The organism is Pseudomonas sp. AG1028 (assembly GCF_007993955.1).
Taxonomy (GTDB): Bacteria; Pseudomonadota; Gammaproteobacteria; order Pseudomonadales; family Pseudomonadaceae; genus Aquipseudomonas; species Aquipseudomonas straminea.
The window spans coordinates 65,374-80,010 of record NZ_VIVP01000005.1; the positions used below are offsets into that span (position 1 = coordinate 65,374).

Here is a 14,637-nt window from a genome sequence, read left to right on the forward strand (position 1 = left end):
CTACAGACAATCGAGGCTAAAGCCTCTCCCACAAAAAGCGCGCATCCATCTTCAGCTCTGCCTAGACCGAACTCGGCTTGCCCCCGGCCACATCTGCAACCACGACCTTCTTCGCAGCGCCCGCCTTGAGCTTCCAGATACCGAACATCACCAGCGCCAGCCCGGCCATCTGGTAGGGCGTGATGGCTTCGCCGAGCAGCGCCCAGGCAGCGAAGATGGTCAGCACCGGGCCGAGGTTGCCGACGGCTGCGGTGTTGGTGGCGCCGATGCGCTGGATCGCCAGGGCCATCCAGTACACCGGCAGCACGGTGGAAATCATCGCCATCAGCGCGGCGCACAGCCACACGTGGGCCGGTTGCGCGAGCATGCTGCCGGCCGGTTCGCTGATGAAGAAGTGTGCCAGCACCATCAACGACGACGCGCTGCCCGCCAGGCCGGCCAGGCGCATCGAACCCAGGCGCTTCACCATCACCCCGGTGCCCAGGTAGTACAGCGCGTAGGTCACGGCACTGGCGAATACCCAGAGCGAGCCGATGATCACCTGGCTTCGCATGTCGGTGGCGCCGATGTCGTGCATCAGCGCCACGCCGAGGCCCAGGTAACAGACAGCCATGGCCAGCAGCATGCGACGGCTGGGGCGTTCGCGAAAGGCGATCATCTGGAACACCAGCACCAGGGTCGGGTAGGTGAACAGGATCAACCGCTCCAGGCCGGCGCTGATGTATTGCAAACCGTAGAAGTCGAACAGGCTCGACAGGTAATAGCCGAACAGCGCCAGCACCACCACACGGGCGCCGTCGCCCAGTGAGAAGCGCCCACCGGTGCCAGTACCACTGCGGCTTAACCAGACCAGCCACAGGAACAGTGGCAAGGCGAGGGTCATGCGCATCGCCAGCAGGGTAATCGCCTCCACCGGCGCGGCGATGTACGCCATTTTGACGAAGATCGCCTTCATGCTGAAACCGGCAGCGGAAAGGATAGCGAACAGGCTGCCATTAGTGGCGCAGCGCTTGAAGAAGGCAGAAAGGTTCATGGCAATCTGAATCCGGGGGCAGGGAACGGTTATTCTGATCCGAATGGCGATAGCCTAGAATCGCTATTTTCCTAAGGCTGCCTTCTGTTTTGGAGAACCCCCGTGCATTTCGATCTCGTGGACGTACGCCTGCTGGTCGCCACCGCCTCGACCGGCAGCCTCAGCAAGGCAGCGGCGACTTTTCCGGTAGCGGTGTCGGCGGCCAGCACACGGCTGCGGCAGTTTGAGGACCGCTGTCAGGTCACCCTGTTCGCCCGCAATGCCAACGGCATGACGCCGACCCCGGCCGGGCGCCTGGTGCTCGAAGCCTGCCAGCGGATCCTCAACGAAGCGCAGCGCCTTAAGGACAACCTACAGGAGCTGTCCGGCCAGCGCCGCGTGGTGCTCAGGCTATGCGCCTCCACCGTGGCCAACAGCACCTTTCTGCCGGCGGCGCTGGGCCCCTTTCTGGCCGATTACCCGGAGGTGGATCTGCAGCTGACCGAAGGCAGCAGTCGCTCGATCCTGCGAGACGTGCAGGCTGGCGAATTCGACCTGGGCGTCTACGACGGCAACCAGCCAACCGGCGGGCTGCTGTCCCTGCCGTTTCGCCACGACCGCCTGGTGCTGCTCGTGCCTCAAGGCCATGCCCTGGCGGATCGGCGGCAGGCCAAGCTGGTCGAGGCGCTGAGCTTTCCCTATATCGGTCTGCCGGCGGAACGGGCGATGCAGCGTTTCATCGAGGACAAGGCCATTGCCGCCGGCATCGCCCTGCGCGTACGGGTACGGGCGCCGAGCTTCGACGCCATCGCCCAACTGGTTGCACAGGGCGCGGGCCTGGCCATGCTACCCGAGGCGGCCGCCTCACGGATGGCCCAGGAGCTGCCGCTGACCCTGATCGACATCGCTGACAGCTGGGCCAACCGCGAACTGCGCCTGTGCATCCGCGATTGGGAGAGCCTGCCGCCCCATGCCCGGCAGTTGGTCAGCCACCTCTCCGGCGTAGCCCACCCCGGCTGACCGCCTGAACACGGTGCCGATGACGGCCTCCATTGCACCTCGAAACGCACCGTCTGCCGAAAAGCACTTGCGAGCGATGCGATCTGGCGGTACTAATTTGTACATGATTAGACAGGTTCGATTCGACAAGAAAACCCGTGTGGTTCGCGCCCTGGCCGAACGCATTGAGCAAGGCGTGCTCGGCGCAGGCGAGCGACTACCCGGTGAACATGAGCTGGCGGCAGCCTTCGACGTCAGCCGCGGCACGTTGCGCGAGGCACTCTCCGAGCTCAAGCGGCGTAATTACATCGGTACCCAGCCAGGCGTCGGCTCCGTGGTCACCTATGACGGGGTGCCCCTGCACCAGAGCGGGGGCTGGGCGCAGGCCCTTGCCGCCGGTGGTGTGCAGATCCAGACCGAGCTGCTGGGCATCAGTTGCGTGGAGCGCGAGGAATTCGCCGAACGCTTCGGCCGCGCCCGCTTCATGCTCGTCGAGCGTCGCCGACGCGCTGCCGATGGCAGCCTGGTGTCGCTCGAGCGCGCGCTGATTCCAGCCTGCGATGGCCTGGAAAACCTCGCCGAAGAGGGCCTGCTCGAGGATTCGCTGACCGCCACGCTGGCCACCCACGGTTACCGCGCCGGGCAGGGCAAGCAGTGGATCGGTGCGGCGCCGCTCGATATCGATGCGGCCAACCAGCTGCAACGCGCGCCGGGCAGCGTGTTCCTCAGGGTGGTCAGGGAAACCTTCGACAGTCGCGGGCGCTTCATGGAGCGCGTCGAGAGCTACCTCGACCCGCTGCACTTTCAACTTCATCTCGAATTCGGGGACGCCCAGTGAGCCAGCTTTCCACCGCGCGAGACCGCGCCCTCGGCGCCTTCCACGGCTTGGCACTGGGCGATGCGCTCGGCATGCCGACCCAGTCGCTGTCCCGCGAACAGATCCGCGCACGCTATGGCCGCATCGACGGCTTGCTCGATGCCGACGCCGACCAGCCGATCGCCCCGAACATGCCCGCTGGCGCGATCACCGACGATACCGAGCAGGCGATCCTGGTTGGCGAGCTGCTGGTCGAAGGCCAAGGCCGCATCGCACCGACCGACCTGGCGCAGCGCCTGATCGACTGGGAAGCGGCCATGCGCGCCAAGGGTTCGCAGGACTTGCTCGGCCCGTCGACCAAGCGCGCCATCGAGATGATTCTCGCCGGTGCCAGCCCGGAACAGGCCGGGCGCTTCGGCACCACCAACGGCGCGGCGATGCGCATTACCCCGGTAGGCATCGCCGCCGACGTGCGTGACCCCGAGCGTTTCATGGCGCAGGTGCTGCAGGCCTGCCAGGTGACCCACAACACCGGCCTGGGTATCGCCAGCGCCGCTGCGGTGGCGGCGGTCGTGTCGGCAGGCATCAATGGCGACGGCCTGGCCAGCGCCCTGGACAGTGGAGTCGCGGCGGCCCGGCAAGGCCAGCGACTCGGCCATTGGGTGGCTGGCGGCGACATCGCGGCACGCATCGAGTGGACCGCGCGGCTCTGCGACTCCGCCAGCCCCGACGCCTTGGCCGACCTGATCTACGAGGTGATCGGCACCTCGGTGGCGTCCCAGGAATCCGTGGTCGCCGCGTTCGCCTTGGCGCGCGCCGTCGCCAACGGGCAACTGACGCCCTATGAGGCGCTGTGCATGGCCGCCAGCCTGGGTGGCGACACCGACACCATCGCCGCCGTACTCGGCGCCATGCTCGGCGCGACCCATGGCCTGAGCGCCTGGCCAAGCGAAGCAGTGGCGCAGGTCTGCGCGGTCAGCCAGATTGACCTGGCGCCCCTGACCGACCAGCTGCTGGCCCTGCGAACAACCTGAATCCTATGGGGTGGCAGCCCGTGCGGTCACCCAGCCCTGCCAACAACAATTACTGCAGGAGTTGCGTCATGCGTGCATCCGAACAGGTGGGCCAGTTGGAAACCCGCGGCATCGAGCCCGTCCCTGAACATGAATGCAACGGTCACCCGCTGCAGCTGTTCTGGGTCTGGTTCGCGGCCAACATCAGCATCCTCGGCCTTCCGCTGGGCGCCACCCTGATCGCCTTTCAGGGCCTGTCGATCTGGCAGGCGCTGGTGGTCGCCATCCTCGGTGCCGGTGGCTCGTTCGCCATCGTCGGCCTGTTGTCGATCGCTGGCCGCCGGGGTCGCGCGCCAAGCCTGACGCTGTCGCGGGCGATCTTCGGCATGCGCGGCAATATCGGCCCGACCCTGGTGTCGCTCGGCTCGCGACTGGGCTGGGAGACGGTCAACACCACCACGGCGGCCTTCGTGTTGCTGTCGCTGGTGTCGATCGTCCAGGGCACACCGGTGGAGGCCAAGTCGGCGCCCTTGCTGACCCTGCTGTTCATCGGCCTGTTCGTGCTGCTGACCCTGTGCGTCTCCGGCCTCGGCCATGCCACCCTGCTGGTGATCCAGAAATGGGCCACCTGGGTGTTCGGCGCGCTGAACCTGGTGGTCGGCGGCTTTCTCGCCCTGCACATCGACTGGGCCCTGGTGTGGGCGGCCACGCCAGCGCCAATGTCCGCCGTGCTGATCGGCATCGGCACCATGGCGGCCGGTACCGGTATCGGCTGGGCCAATGCCGGCGCCGACATGTCGCGCTACCAGCACAAGAGCGTGCGGGCGGCCGGGCTGGTGGCTTCCGCCGCCTTCGGTGCGGGCATTCCGCTGGTGCTGCTGATCACCCTGGGCGGCCTGATTTCGGTGGGCAACGATCACCTGGCCTCGGCGACCGACCCCATCGTGGCGATTCGCGAACTGCTGCCGACCTGGATGGCCGTGCCCTACCTGATCACCGCGTTCGGCGGCCTGCTGCTGTCCAACAACCTGTCGGTGTATTCCGCGGGCCTGACCACCCTCACCCTCGGCCTCAGGGTCAAGCGGGTCTACGCCGTGGTGGTCGACATCGTGGCGATCTTCATCGGCTCGATCTACTTCATGCTGATCGCCGAGAGCTTCTACGGCCCGTTCATCACCTTCATCTCCATGCTGGCCGTGCCGATCACCGCCTGGGTGGGCATCTTCCTGGTCGACCTGCGCCACCGTCAGCGTTACGAGGCGGCCGACCTGATGAACGTCAGCCCGAGCAGTGCCTACTGGTACGCCGGCGGCGTGGAGTGGCGTGCCCTGGGCGCCTGGGCGGTGGCAATCGTGCTGGGCTTCAGCTTCACCACGGTGAAGATCGGCGCGGGCAACGTGCTGTTCCACGGCTGGCTGGCCGACTCCTGGTTCGGCCAGAACGGCCTGGGCTGGATCGTCACCTTCGTGGTCGCCGGTGGCCTGTATGCGCTGCTCGGTGGCTGCCGTGACCGCCGCGCCGCCATGACCCACGAGGCCGCCCATGGCCGCTAGGCTGCTGTACACCGGCCAGGTGGTCGTCGACTTGGTGATGAACGTCAGCGCCCTGCCCGCCGCCGGCCAGGACGTGCTGGCCAGCAGTGCGGCCTTCGCAGTGGGCGGCGGCTTCAACGTCATGGCCGCTGCCGCGCGCAACGGCCTGAGAACCTGTTACCTGGGCCGCCATGGAGTTGGCCGCTTCGGCGACATGGCGCGCCAGGCCTTGCAGGCGCAAGGCATCGAGTGCCGCCTGCCGCCGAGTACCGAAGGCGATACCGGGCTGTGCGTCGCCCTGACCGACGCCAGCGCCGAGCGCTCGTTCGTCACCCATGTGGGCGCCGAAGGCGTGCTGCACACCGAGGACCTGCAGCACGAAACCGCCACGGCCACGGACTGGGTGATGGTCAGCGGCTACAGCCTGCTGCATGCCTGCAAGGCGGCCCCGCTGCTGGCCTGGCTGCAGCAGGGCGGCGCGGCCGGTGCACTGGTGTTCGATCCCGGCCCGCTGGCCTGCAACCCGGATATCCCGGGCGCCGAGCAGTTGCTGGAGCGCCTGGCGATCTGGAGCAGTAATCGAGAGGAAGCCCTGCAGTTCACCGCTACCGACAGCCTGGAGCAGGCCCTGCAGCGCCTCACGGCGCGGCTGCCGGAAGGTGCCCTGGTGATTCTGCGCGACGGCCCGCAGGGCTGCTGGCTGGCGCGCGGCGACTGGCGCCTGCAGGTACCGGGCTTTGCCGTAGAAGCGGTGGACACCAACGGCGCCGGCGATGCCCATATCGGCGTATTCCTGGCCAGCCTGGCCGCCGGATTACCCGAGCCAACCGCCGCCGCGCGCGCCAATGCCGCGGCAGCCATCGCGGTCACCCGTCACGGCCCGGCAACCTGCCCGCAGGCCAGCGAGCTCGACGCCTTTCTGACCGAACAGGCCATCCGCTGACCCCAGCCCGCCTCGATCGGCATTCACCTGATCGAGGGCGGGCCTCGCTGGCTCAGCCCTGCCGGGTCAGGGCGCCATGCCCTCGACGATGATCACTTCCGAACGCGCTGCGCCGGCCCGGTAGCTGCTCGCCTCCTGGTAGGCCGCGGAGCGGTAGCAGGCCACCGCCTGTTCGTACGACTCGAACTCGATTACCACGCTACGCTGAGGCGTATCACGACCCTCCTGCGCCTCGGAGCGGCCGCCGCGGGCCAGGAACTTGCCGCCGAATTCGGCGAACACGGCCGGCGCGCGTTTGGTGTACTCGCTGTAGCGCTCGGGGTCGGTGACGTCCACGTGCGCGATCCAGTAACCCTTCATAGCTGACTCCTTTAATTTGACTGCGTATTACGGTATACCATAATTCAAAATAATCCGACCTGCGAGAACCGCCATGCCCTTCCATCCCATCCGTGAACTCATCGATGACTTTCGCCAGGGCAAGATGGTCCTGCTGGTGGACGACGAAGACCGCGAGAACGAGGGCGACCTGCTGCTCGCCGCCGAATTCTGCACACCCCAGGCAATCAACTTCATGGCCCGCGAAGCCCGCGGCCTGATCTGCCTGACCCTGACCGACGAGCACTGCCAGCGTCTCGGCCTGGAGCAGATGGTGCCCAGCAACGGTAGCGTATTTTCCACCGCTTTCACCGTTTCCATCGAAGCCGCCAGCGGCATCACCACCGGCATTTCCGCTGCCGACCGGGCCCACACGGTGCTGACCGCCGTGGCCGACGATGCCAAGCCCAGCGACCTTGTGCAGCCGGGCCATATCTTTCCGCTGCGCGCCAAGGAAGGCGGCGTGCTGACCCGCGCCGGGCACACCGAAGCCGGCTGCGACCTGGCCCGACTGGCCGGCGTGACGCCTGCCGCGGTGATCGTCGAGGTGATGAACGAGGACGGCAGCATGGCCCGCCGCCCCGACCTGGAAGCCTTCGCCGCGCTGCACGGCATCAAGATCGGCACCATCGCCGACCTCATCCAGTACCGCTTGAGCACCGAGCACACCATCACCCGCATCGGCGAGCGCGCACTGCCCACGGTGCACGGCGAGTTCCGTCTGATCACTTATGAAGACCGCATCGCCGGCGGCGTACACATGGCCATGGTGATGGGCGACATCCGCCATGACGAACCGACCCTGGCGCGCGTACATGCCATCGATCCACTGCGCGATCTGGTCGGCGCCGAGTATTCCGGGCCGCGCAGCTGGACGCTGTGGGCCGCCCTGGAACGCATCGCTGCCGACGGCAAGGGTGTCGTCGTGGTGCTCGCCAACCATGAGTCGTCGCAAGCCCTGCTCGAACGCGTACCGCAGCTGACCCAGCCGCAACGGCCCTTCAACCGGGGCCAGCCGCGGGTGTATTCCGAGGTCGGTACCGGTGCGCAGATCTTGCAGGATCTCGGCGTCGGCAAGCTGCGTCACCTCGGCCCGCCGCTCAAATACGCGGGTCTGGCCGGTTACGAGCTGGAAGTGGTGGAGACCGTGCCGTTCGAGTGACGGACAGCCGGTCGTACGAGCGCCAAAAGATGTATGGCAAATCGCTTGCGCAAAGTTTGGAATACCATAATATGATATCCCTAATGCCAGCCAATTTATCGCGTGTCCGCACGGGTCACCCCGACTGAAACACCGATGATGGCCGCCATTGAAGATCCACTGCTCCGGTTAAGCGGGCAAACGCCCGCTTGCGCACAAACACAACAAAGAGGGCAAGCAAGATGGTGTTTATCAAAGGTGTTACCTCGGTGCTCGCCGCGAGCATCCTGAGTGCTGCAATCACGACCACCGCCTCGGCGGAAACGGTCAACTTCGTCAGCTGGGGCGGTACCACCCAGGATGCGCAGAAAGCCGCCTGGGCCGACCCCTTCACCCGCGACACCAAGATCACCGTCGTGCAGGACGGCCCCACCGACTACGGCAAGCTCAAGGCCATGGTCGAGAGCGGCAACGTGCAGTGGGACGTGGTCGACGTGGAAGCCGACTTCGCCCTGCGCGCCGCGGCCGAAGGCCTGCTCGAACCGCTGGACTTCAACGTCATCAAGCGCGATCGCATCGACCCACGCTTCGTCAACGACCACGGCGTCGGTTCGTTCTTCTTCTCCTTCGTGCTCGGCTACAACGAAGGCGCGGTCGGCGGCAAGAAGCCCGAGGACTGGAGCGCGCTGTTCGACACCGCTACCTACCCCGGCAAGCGCGCCCTGTACAAATGGCCGAGCCCCGGTGTGCTGGAACTGGCCCTGCTGGCCGACGGCGTAGCAAAGGACAAGCTGTACCCGCTGGATCTGGACCGCGCCTTCAAGAAACTCGACACCATCAAGAAGGACATCGTCTGGTGGGGCGGCGGCGCGCAGTCGCAGCAGCTGCTGGCCTCCGGCGAGGCGAGCATGGGCCAGTTCTGGAACGGCCGTATCCACGCCCTGCAGGAAGATGGCGCGCCGGTCGCGGCGAGCTGGAAGCAGAACCTGGTCATGGCCGACATGCTGGTCGTGCCCAAGGGCGCCAAGAACAAGGAAGCGGCCATGAAGTTCCTGGCTAACTCCAGCAGCGCCAAGGGCCAGGCCGACTTCTCCAACCTGACCGCCTACGCGCCGGTCAACCTGGACAGCGTGGCACGCCTGGATTCGGTACTGGCAGAGAACCTGCCGACCGCCCACGAGGCCGACCAGATCACCCTGGACTACGCCTACTGGGCCAAGAACGGCGCGGAGATCGCCACCCGCTGGAACGAATGGCTGGTGAAGTGAAATGACCGCGCTCCGTACCCCTGAGGTCGGTGCAGCAAGCCGTCAGCGCAATGGCGCTGACGGTAACCCGGAACGGGCAGCGCGTTGGCGCGGTGCCTCGTACCTGCTGCCTGCCCTGCTGTTTCTTGGCCTCTTCTTCCTGGTGCCGCTGGTCAGCCTGCTGCTGCGTGGCGTGCTGGAGCCGGAACCAGGCCTGGGCAACTACGCCCAACTATTCGCCAACTCGGCGTACTCCAAGGTGCTGTTCAACACCTTCGCGGTGGCCGGGCTGGTAACCCTGATCAGCCTATTGCTGGGTTTCCCTCTGGCCTGGGCGATCACCCTGATGCCAAGTGGCTGGGGCCGCTGGCTGTTGAGCATCGTGCTGCTGTCGATGTGGACCAGCCTGCTGGCGCGCACCTACTCGTGGCTGGTGCTGCTGCAGTCCTCGGGGGTGGTCAACAAATTCCTGATGGGCCTGGGCATCATCGATCAGCCGCTGGAGATGGTGCACAACCTGACCGGCGTGGTGATCGGCATGAGCTACATCATGATCCCGTTCATCGTGCTGCCGCTGCAGGCGACCATGAGCGCCATCGACCCGATGGTGTTGCAGGCCGGCTCGATCTGCGGTGCCAGCCCATGGCGCAACTTCTTCAAGGTGTTCATTCCGCTGTGCCGACCGGGCATCTTCAGCGGCGGCCTGATGGTCTTCGTGATGTCCCTGGGTTACTACGTGACCCCGGCGCTGCTCGGCGGCGCGCAGAACATGATGCTCCCCGAATTCATCATCCAGCAGGTGCAATCGTTCCTCAACTGGGGCATCGCCAGTGCGGCAGCAGCCTTGCTGATCCTCATCACCCTGGTGCTGTTCTACGTCTACCTGAAGCTGCAACCGGAATCGCCGGTCGCTTCCAGCACTGCGAGGTAAGCCGCCATGCTGCTGTCACCCAATGCCATGGGTCGTGGCCTGCGCTACGGCCTGAACGCGACCACCGCGCTGATCGCCGTGTTCCTGCTGCTGCCGATCCTGTTCATCGTGCTGCTGTCGTTCGGCTCCTCGCAGTGGCTGGTGTTTCCGCCACCGGGCTGGACGCTGAAGTGGTACGGGCAGTTCTTCTCCAACGCCCAGTGGATGGATTCGGCGCTGGTCAGCCTCAAGGTGGCGCTGCTGACCACCGTGTGCGCCCTGGCCATCGGCCTGCCCAGCGCCTTCGCCCTGGTGCGCGGCAAGTTCCCGGGTCGTGAACTGCTGTACGCACTGTTCACCCTGCCGATGATCGTGCCGCTGGTGATCATCGCCGTGGCGGTGTACGCACTGTTTCTCAAGCTCGGCTACACCGGCACGCTATTCGCCTTCGTGGTCAGCCACGTGATCGTCGCGCTGCCGTTCACCATCATCTCGATCATCAACTCGCTGAAGCTGTTCGATCAGTCCATCGAGGATGCCGCGGTGATCTGCGGCGCCACCCGCCTGCAGGCCATCGTCAAGGTGACCTTCCCGGCGATTCGCCCGGGCCTGGTATCGGGTGGGCTGTTCGCCTTCCTGGTGTCGTGGGACGAGGTGGTGCTCAGCGTGATGATGGCCAGCCCCGGCCTGCAGACGCTGCCGGTGAAGATGTGGACGACGCTGCGCCAGGATCTCACCCCGGTGATCGCCGTCGCCTCGACGCTGCTGATCGCCCTTTCCCTGCTGGTCATGTTCATCGCCGCCATTGCACGCCGGCGCGCCGAAGCCAAAGGCTGAGCGCCGAGGAGAACCCCATGAGTGCCGTCATCAAACAACAACAGGCGCCCCAGACCTTGGTCAGCCTGCGCAACCTGAACAAGCACTACGGCGATTTCACCGCTGTGGACAACATTTCCCTGGATATCCAGGACGGCGAGTTCCTCACCTTCCTCGGCTCCAGTGGCTCGGGCAAGAGCACCACGCTGTCGATGCTCGCCGGCTTCGAAACGCCCAGCTCCGGGGAAATCCTCGTGGAGGGCAAATCACTGGTCAACGTGCCGCCGCACAAGCGCGATATCGGCATGGTGTTCCAGCGCTATTCGCTGTTCCCGCACCTCAACGTGCGCGACAACATCGCCTTCCCCCTGGGCATTCGCAAACTCAGCGCCGATGAGCAGAAGCGCAAGGTCGACGCCATGCTCAAGCTTGTGCAGCTCGAAGCCTTCGCCCACCGTCGCCCGTCGCAGATGTCCGGCGGCCAGCAGCAGCGCGTGGCCATCGCCCGGGCGCTGGTCTACGAGCCGCGCATCCTGCTGATGGACGAACCCCTCGGTGCCCTGGACAAGAAACTGCGCGAGGACCTGCAGGACGAGCTGCGTCACCTGCACCGTCGCCTGGGCATCACCATCGTCTACGTGACCCACGACCAGGAAGAAGCCATGCGCCTGTCCCAACGCATCGCCATCTTCAGCCACGGCAAGATCGTCGGCCTGGGTACCGGCTATGACCTGTACCAGAACCCGCCGAACGCCTTCGTCGCCTCGTTCCTGGGCAACTCCAACTTCCTGCGGGCCAAGGTCAGCGGCCAGGCTGCCGTGCAGTTCGAGCAGCAGAGCCTGGCGATCACTCCGACCGCCAACCTGAAGAACGACCAGGACGTGTTGCTGATGCTGCGCCCGGAAAAGGCCCAGGTGCTGCCCCTGGAGGTCGCTGCGCAAAGCCCGCTGCCGGCCGGCTGGAACGAGATCGCCGTGCAGGTCGCCGAAGTGGTGTTCCTCGGTGAAAGCCTGACCTGCCACGTTGTCACGCCGGGCGGCTGCCACCTGACCCTGAAAGCCATGGGCAGCGGCCTGCAACCCCTGCAACCCGGTGCCCATGCGAAGGTACGCTGGGCAGCCAGCGAGGCCTGCCTGTACGACAGCTGGAACGAGAGCGACCTGAGCAAGGGCGCCGGGGCGCACTGAGTGCTTGTGCGGTCTATCTTTGTAAAGCAGTCGGCATAAATCGGCGCTGTACCTGTGGGAGCCCGCCATGCGCGCGAAAAATCGCGGACATGGACTAGGTGTCCCCGCTCGCTCCCACACTGGATCGCTGAAAGCCCCTCAACCGTTACTCCCTCCCTTAAGAAGTGGTACTGCTTTTCCCACATAAAACCCGCGCGCCCGGCGGCTGGCACCGCCGCCGCCCGCCGCAGCGCTTTGGGCAATCTGGAGCGCATCTTGCAATGTGCCAGTACAGTGCGCGATCGCGGCAGCTTCGCCAGGTCGACAGCCAAGGGCATCTTCAATCGTTCGGGAGGGATTTCCATGCGCATAGTGCTGGCCATGCTGCTGGGGCTGCAGCTGTTTTCCACCGCTCACGCCGAGCAGAGCCTCACCTTCGTCAGTTGGGGCGGCAGCACCCAGGCCGCGCAGACCCGGGCCTGGAGCGAGCCCTTCACCCAGCAGACCGGCATTCGCGTCGAGCAGGCCGGCCCCACCGATTACGCGGCCTTCAAGGCCATGGTGGAAAGCGGCAAGGTCACCTGGGACGTGGTCGACGTGGAGGCGGACTTCGCCCTGCGTGCCGGCCGTGAAGGCCTGCTCGAGCCGCTGGACTTCAAGCAGATCGCCAAACGCACCATCGACCCGCGCTTCGTCACCATCTACGGCGCCGGTTCGTTCTACTTCTCCTTCATCCTCGGCTACAACACCAAGGTGCTCACCAGCGCGCCGCAGGATTGGGCGGCGCTGTTCGACACCCGCGCCTATCCGGGCAAGCGCGCCTTGTACAAGTGGCCGAGCCCCGGCGTACTGGAGATCGCCCTGCTCGCCGACGGCGTGGCCGCCGACAAGCTGTACCCGCTGGACCTGGACCGCGCCTTCCGCAAGCTCGACAGCATCAAGGGCGACATCGCCTGGTGGGGCAGCGGCGACGAGTCCCAGCAGTTGCTGTCGAGCGGCACGGCCGGACTGGGCATGTTCTGGAATGGCCGGGTCAACGCCCTGCGCGATCAGGGGGCGCCGGTGGGCATCAACTGGCAGCAGAACCTGGTGACCGGTGATTTCCTGGTGATTCCCCGCGGTGCACCGAACGCCGACGCGGCGCGCGCCTTCATCGCCCACGCCACCAGCCCCAAGGCGCAGGCGGATTTCTCCTCGCTGACCGGCTACGCGCCCGTCAACCTGAGTGCTTCGGCACTGGTCGATCCCAAGCTGGCGGAGAGCCAGCCGAGCGCTCACAAGGCCGGGCAGATCACCCTGGATTTCAAATATTGGAGCCTGAACGGCGAGCGCATCGCCGAGCGCTGGTACGCCTGGCAGGCCGCCAAGAACTGACGCTTTTCGACAAGAGGGGTCTCGGGTACTCGCCAAAGTATTTTATATTATGGTATACCATAGACCATGAGCTACCTGATCCTGCAGGTGGCCAGTCCCGACGGCGGCTCGCGCCTGGCGTCTGGGCCTTACAAAAATCGAGGAAAGCGACATGAAATTCTCTTTGTTCGTCCACATGGAACGCTACGACCAGGACGTCAGCCACCGTGAGCTCTTTGAGCAGCTGACCGAGCTCACCCTGCTGGCCGAGGCCGGCGGTTTCAGCACCGTGTGGGTTGGCGAACACCACGCCATGGAATACACCATCTCGCCGAGCCCGATGCCGATTCTGTCGTACTTGGCCGCGCGTACCAGCACCATCCGCCTGGGCGCCGGTACCATCATCGCGCCGTTCTGGAACCCGATTCGCGTGGCCGGTGAATGCGCCCTGCTCGACGTGATCAGCAACGGTCGTATGGAAGTGGGCCTGGCCCGCGGCGCCTACCAGTTCGAATTCGACCGCATGGCCGGTGGCATGCCGGCCACCGACGGCGGCAAGGCGCTGCGCGAGATGGTCCCGGTGGTGCGCAAGCTGTGGGAAGGCGATTACGCCCATGACGGTGAGGTGTACAAATTCCCCACCTCCACCAGCGTGCCGAAGCCGTACAACGCCCAGCCGCCGATGTGGATCGCCGCCCGCGACCCGGACTCGCACAACTTCGCCGTGGCCAACGGCTGCAACGTGATGGTCACGCCGCTGATGAAGGGCGACGAGGAAGTGGTCGACCTGAACAACAAGTTCAACGCCGCCCTGGCCAACAACCCGGGCGTGCCGCGCCCGCAACTGATGGTGCTGCGTCACACCCACGTGCACCTGGCCGATGACCCCGAGGGCTGGAAGCTCGGCGCAGCCGCCATCTCGCGCTTCTACCGCACCTTCGATGCCTGGTTCGGCAACAAGACCACGCCGGTCAACGGTTTCCTGGAGCCGAGCCCGGAGTCCAAGTTCGCTGAAGTGCCGGCGTTCCAGCTGGAGAACATCCGCAAGAACACCATGATCGGCACGCCCGAGGAAATCATCGCGCGCATTCGTCACTACCAGGAACTGGGCGTCGACGAATTCAGCTTCTGGGCCGACAACAGCCTGCCCTACGCTGAGAAGAAAAAGTCCCTGGAGCTGTTCATCCAGCACGTGGTGCCGGCCTTCCGCTGAGCATCACCCCGCACAGCCCGGCCCGCGCCGGGCTGCTGCAACGATCGAAAACGCTGCTATCCGAATAAAGACAAGAAGTAGGTTTTTCCCATGTTGT

General features: G+C 65.6%; 14 protein-coding genes. 12 read left to right on the forward strand and 2 right to left on the reverse strand.

Going from position 1 to position 14,637, the window contains the following annotated elements; translation table 11 throughout:
* Nucleotides 1-61: 61 nt before the first annotated feature.
* Nucleotides 62-1,033: a DMT family transporter gene (locus FB481_RS09315; protein ID WP_147176161.1), complete on the reverse strand. Its 972-nt coding sequence runs from the start codon at nt 1,031-1,033 to the stop codon at nt 62-64.
* A gap of 102 nt (nt 1,034-1,135) precedes the next feature.
* Between FB481_RS09315 and FB481_RS09320 the strand changes: the two genes are divergently transcribed.
* The 5 genes from FB481_RS09320 (at nt 1,136) to FB481_RS09340 (ending at nt 6,316) form a co-directional block, all read left to right on the forward strand.
* Nucleotides 1,136-2,032 (forward strand): LysR substrate-binding domain-containing protein, encoded by an 897-nt coding sequence (locus FB481_RS09320; RefSeq protein ID WP_147176162.1) that lies wholly within the window; start codon nt 1,136-1,138, stop codon nt 2,030-2,032.
* A gap of 103 nt (nt 2,033-2,135) precedes the next feature.
* The gene (locus FB481_RS09325; RefSeq protein ID WP_178109858.1) at nt 2,136-2,849 is read left to right on the forward strand and encodes a GntR family transcriptional regulator; all 714 of its coding nucleotides are present in this window, start codon (nt 2,136-2,138) and stop codon (nt 2,847-2,849) included.
* Nucleotides 2,846-3,862 carry an ADP-ribosylglycohydrolase family protein gene (locus FB481_RS09330; protein WP_147176164.1) on the forward strand — a complete coding sequence of 339 codons (1,017 nt, stop codon included), beginning with the start codon at nt 2,846-2,848 and terminating at the stop codon, nt 3,860-3,862. The genes FB481_RS09325 and FB481_RS09330 overlap by 4 nt, the downstream gene beginning before the upstream one ends.
* Nucleotides 3,863-3,930: 68 nt before the next feature.
* On the forward strand, nt 3,931-5,394 hold the full coding sequence (locus tag FB481_RS09335) for a cytosine permease (RefSeq protein ID WP_147176165.1): 1,464 nt from the start codon (nt 3,931-3,933) through the stop codon (nt 5,392-5,394).
* On the forward strand, nt 5,384-6,316 hold the full coding sequence (locus FB481_RS09340; protein ID WP_093500947.1) for a PfkB family carbohydrate kinase: 933 nt from the start codon (nt 5,384-5,386) through the stop codon (nt 6,314-6,316). Before FB481_RS09335 ends, FB481_RS09340 begins: the two co-directional genes overlap by 11 nt.
* 66 nt (nt 6,317-6,382) lie before the next feature.
* Here FB481_RS09340 and FB481_RS09345 read toward each other — a convergent pair whose 3' ends face one another.
* Nucleotides 6,383-6,676 (reverse strand): DUF1330 domain-containing protein, encoded by a 294-nt coding sequence (locus FB481_RS09345; RefSeq protein ID WP_027908448.1) that lies wholly within the window; start codon nt 6,674-6,676, stop codon nt 6,383-6,385.
* Between the two features lie 73 nt (nt 6,677-6,749).
* On the opposite strand from FB481_RS09345, the gene ribBA reads away from it, so the two are divergent.
* The 7 genes from ribBA (at nt 6,750) to FB481_RS09380 (ending at nt 14,540) form a co-directional block, all read left to right on the forward strand.
* Nucleotides 6,750-7,856, forward strand: a complete 1,107-nt coding sequence (gene ribBA / locus FB481_RS09350; protein ID WP_093500949.1) for a bifunctional 3,4-dihydroxy-2-butanone-4-phosphate synthase/GTP cyclohydrolase II — start codon at nt 6,750-6,752, stop codon at nt 7,854-7,856.
* Nucleotides 7,857-8,077: 221 nt separating this feature from the next.
* The gene (locus FB481_RS09355) at nt 8,078-9,103 is read left to right on the forward strand and encodes an ABC transporter substrate-binding protein (RefSeq protein WP_093500950.1); all 1,026 of its coding nucleotides are present in this window, start codon (nt 8,078-8,080) and stop codon (nt 9,101-9,103) included.
* A 1-nt stretch (nt 9,104) separates the two neighbouring features.
* Nucleotides 9,105-10,013 carry an ABC transporter permease gene (locus tag FB481_RS09360; protein ID WP_147176166.1) on the forward strand — a complete coding sequence of 303 codons (909 nt, stop codon included), beginning with the start codon at nt 9,105-9,107 and terminating at the stop codon, nt 10,011-10,013.
* Nucleotides 10,014-10,019: 6 nt separating this feature from the next.
* On the forward strand, nt 10,020-10,829 hold the full coding sequence (locus FB481_RS09365) for an ABC transporter permease (RefSeq protein WP_093500954.1): 810 nt from the start codon (nt 10,020-10,022) through the stop codon (nt 10,827-10,829).
* Between the two features lie 17 nt (nt 10,830-10,846).
* Nucleotides 10,847-11,995 (forward strand): ABC transporter ATP-binding protein, encoded by a 1,149-nt coding sequence (locus FB481_RS09370; protein WP_093500956.1) that lies wholly within the window; start codon nt 10,847-10,849, stop codon nt 11,993-11,995.
* Nucleotides 11,996-12,337: 342 nt separating this feature from the next.
* The gene (locus FB481_RS09375) at nt 12,338-13,348 is read left to right on the forward strand and encodes an ABC transporter substrate-binding protein (protein WP_093500958.1); all 1,011 of its coding nucleotides are present in this window, start codon (nt 12,338-12,340) and stop codon (nt 13,346-13,348) included.
* Nucleotides 13,349-13,499: 151 nt separating this feature from the next.
* The gene (locus FB481_RS09380; protein WP_013789208.1) at nt 13,500-14,540 is read left to right on the forward strand and encodes an LLM class flavin-dependent oxidoreductase; all 1,041 of its coding nucleotides are present in this window, start codon (nt 13,500-13,502) and stop codon (nt 14,538-14,540) included.
* Nucleotides 14,541-14,637: the final 97 nt, after the last annotated feature.

What these genes read in the sequence shown, in the direction of transcription:
- FB481_RS09380 (WP_013789208.1), top strand. Translation starts at nt 13,500, where the DNA reads ATGAAATTCTCTTTGTTCGTCCACATGGAACGCTACGACCAGGACGTC.
- FB481_RS09360 (WP_147176166.1), top strand. Translation starts at nt 9,105, where the DNA reads ATGACCGCGCTCCGTACCCCTGAGGTCGGTGCAGCAAGCCGTCAGCGC.
- FB481_RS09340 (WP_093500947.1), top strand. Translation starts at nt 5,384, where the DNA reads ATGGCCGCTAGGCTGCTGTACACCGGCCAGGTGGTCGTCGACTTGGTG.
- FB481_RS09325 (WP_178109858.1), top strand. Translation starts at nt 2,136, where the DNA reads ATGATTAGACAGGTTCGATTCGACAAGAAAACCCGTGTGGTTCGCGCC.
- FB481_RS09335 (WP_147176165.1), top strand. Translation starts at nt 3,931, where the DNA reads ATGCGTGCATCCGAACAGGTGGGCCAGTTGGAAACCCGCGGCATCGAG.
- FB481_RS09355 (WP_093500950.1), top strand. Translation starts at nt 8,078, where the DNA reads ATGGTGTTTATCAAAGGTGTTACCTCGGTGCTCGCCGCGAGCATCCTG.
- FB481_RS09315 (WP_147176161.1), bottom strand. Translation starts at nt 1,033, where the DNA reads ATGAACCTTTCTGCCTTCTTCAAGCGCTGCGCCACTAATGGCAGCCTG.
- FB481_RS09345 (WP_027908448.1), bottom strand. Translation starts at nt 6,676, where the DNA reads ATGAAGGGTTACTGGATCGCGCACGTGGACGTCACCGACCCCGAGCGC.
- ribBA (WP_093500949.1), top strand. Translation starts at nt 6,750, where the DNA reads ATGCCCTTCCATCCCATCCGTGAACTCATCGATGACTTTCGCCAGGGC.
- FB481_RS09365 (WP_093500954.1), top strand. Translation starts at nt 10,020, where the DNA reads ATGCTGCTGTCACCCAATGCCATGGGTCGTGGCCTGCGCTACGGCCTG.
- FB481_RS09375 (WP_093500958.1), top strand. Translation starts at nt 12,338, where the DNA reads ATGCGCATAGTGCTGGCCATGCTGCTGGGGCTGCAGCTGTTTTCCACC.
- FB481_RS09370 (WP_093500956.1), top strand. Translation starts at nt 10,847, where the DNA reads ATGAGTGCCGTCATCAAACAACAACAGGCGCCCCAGACCTTGGTCAGC.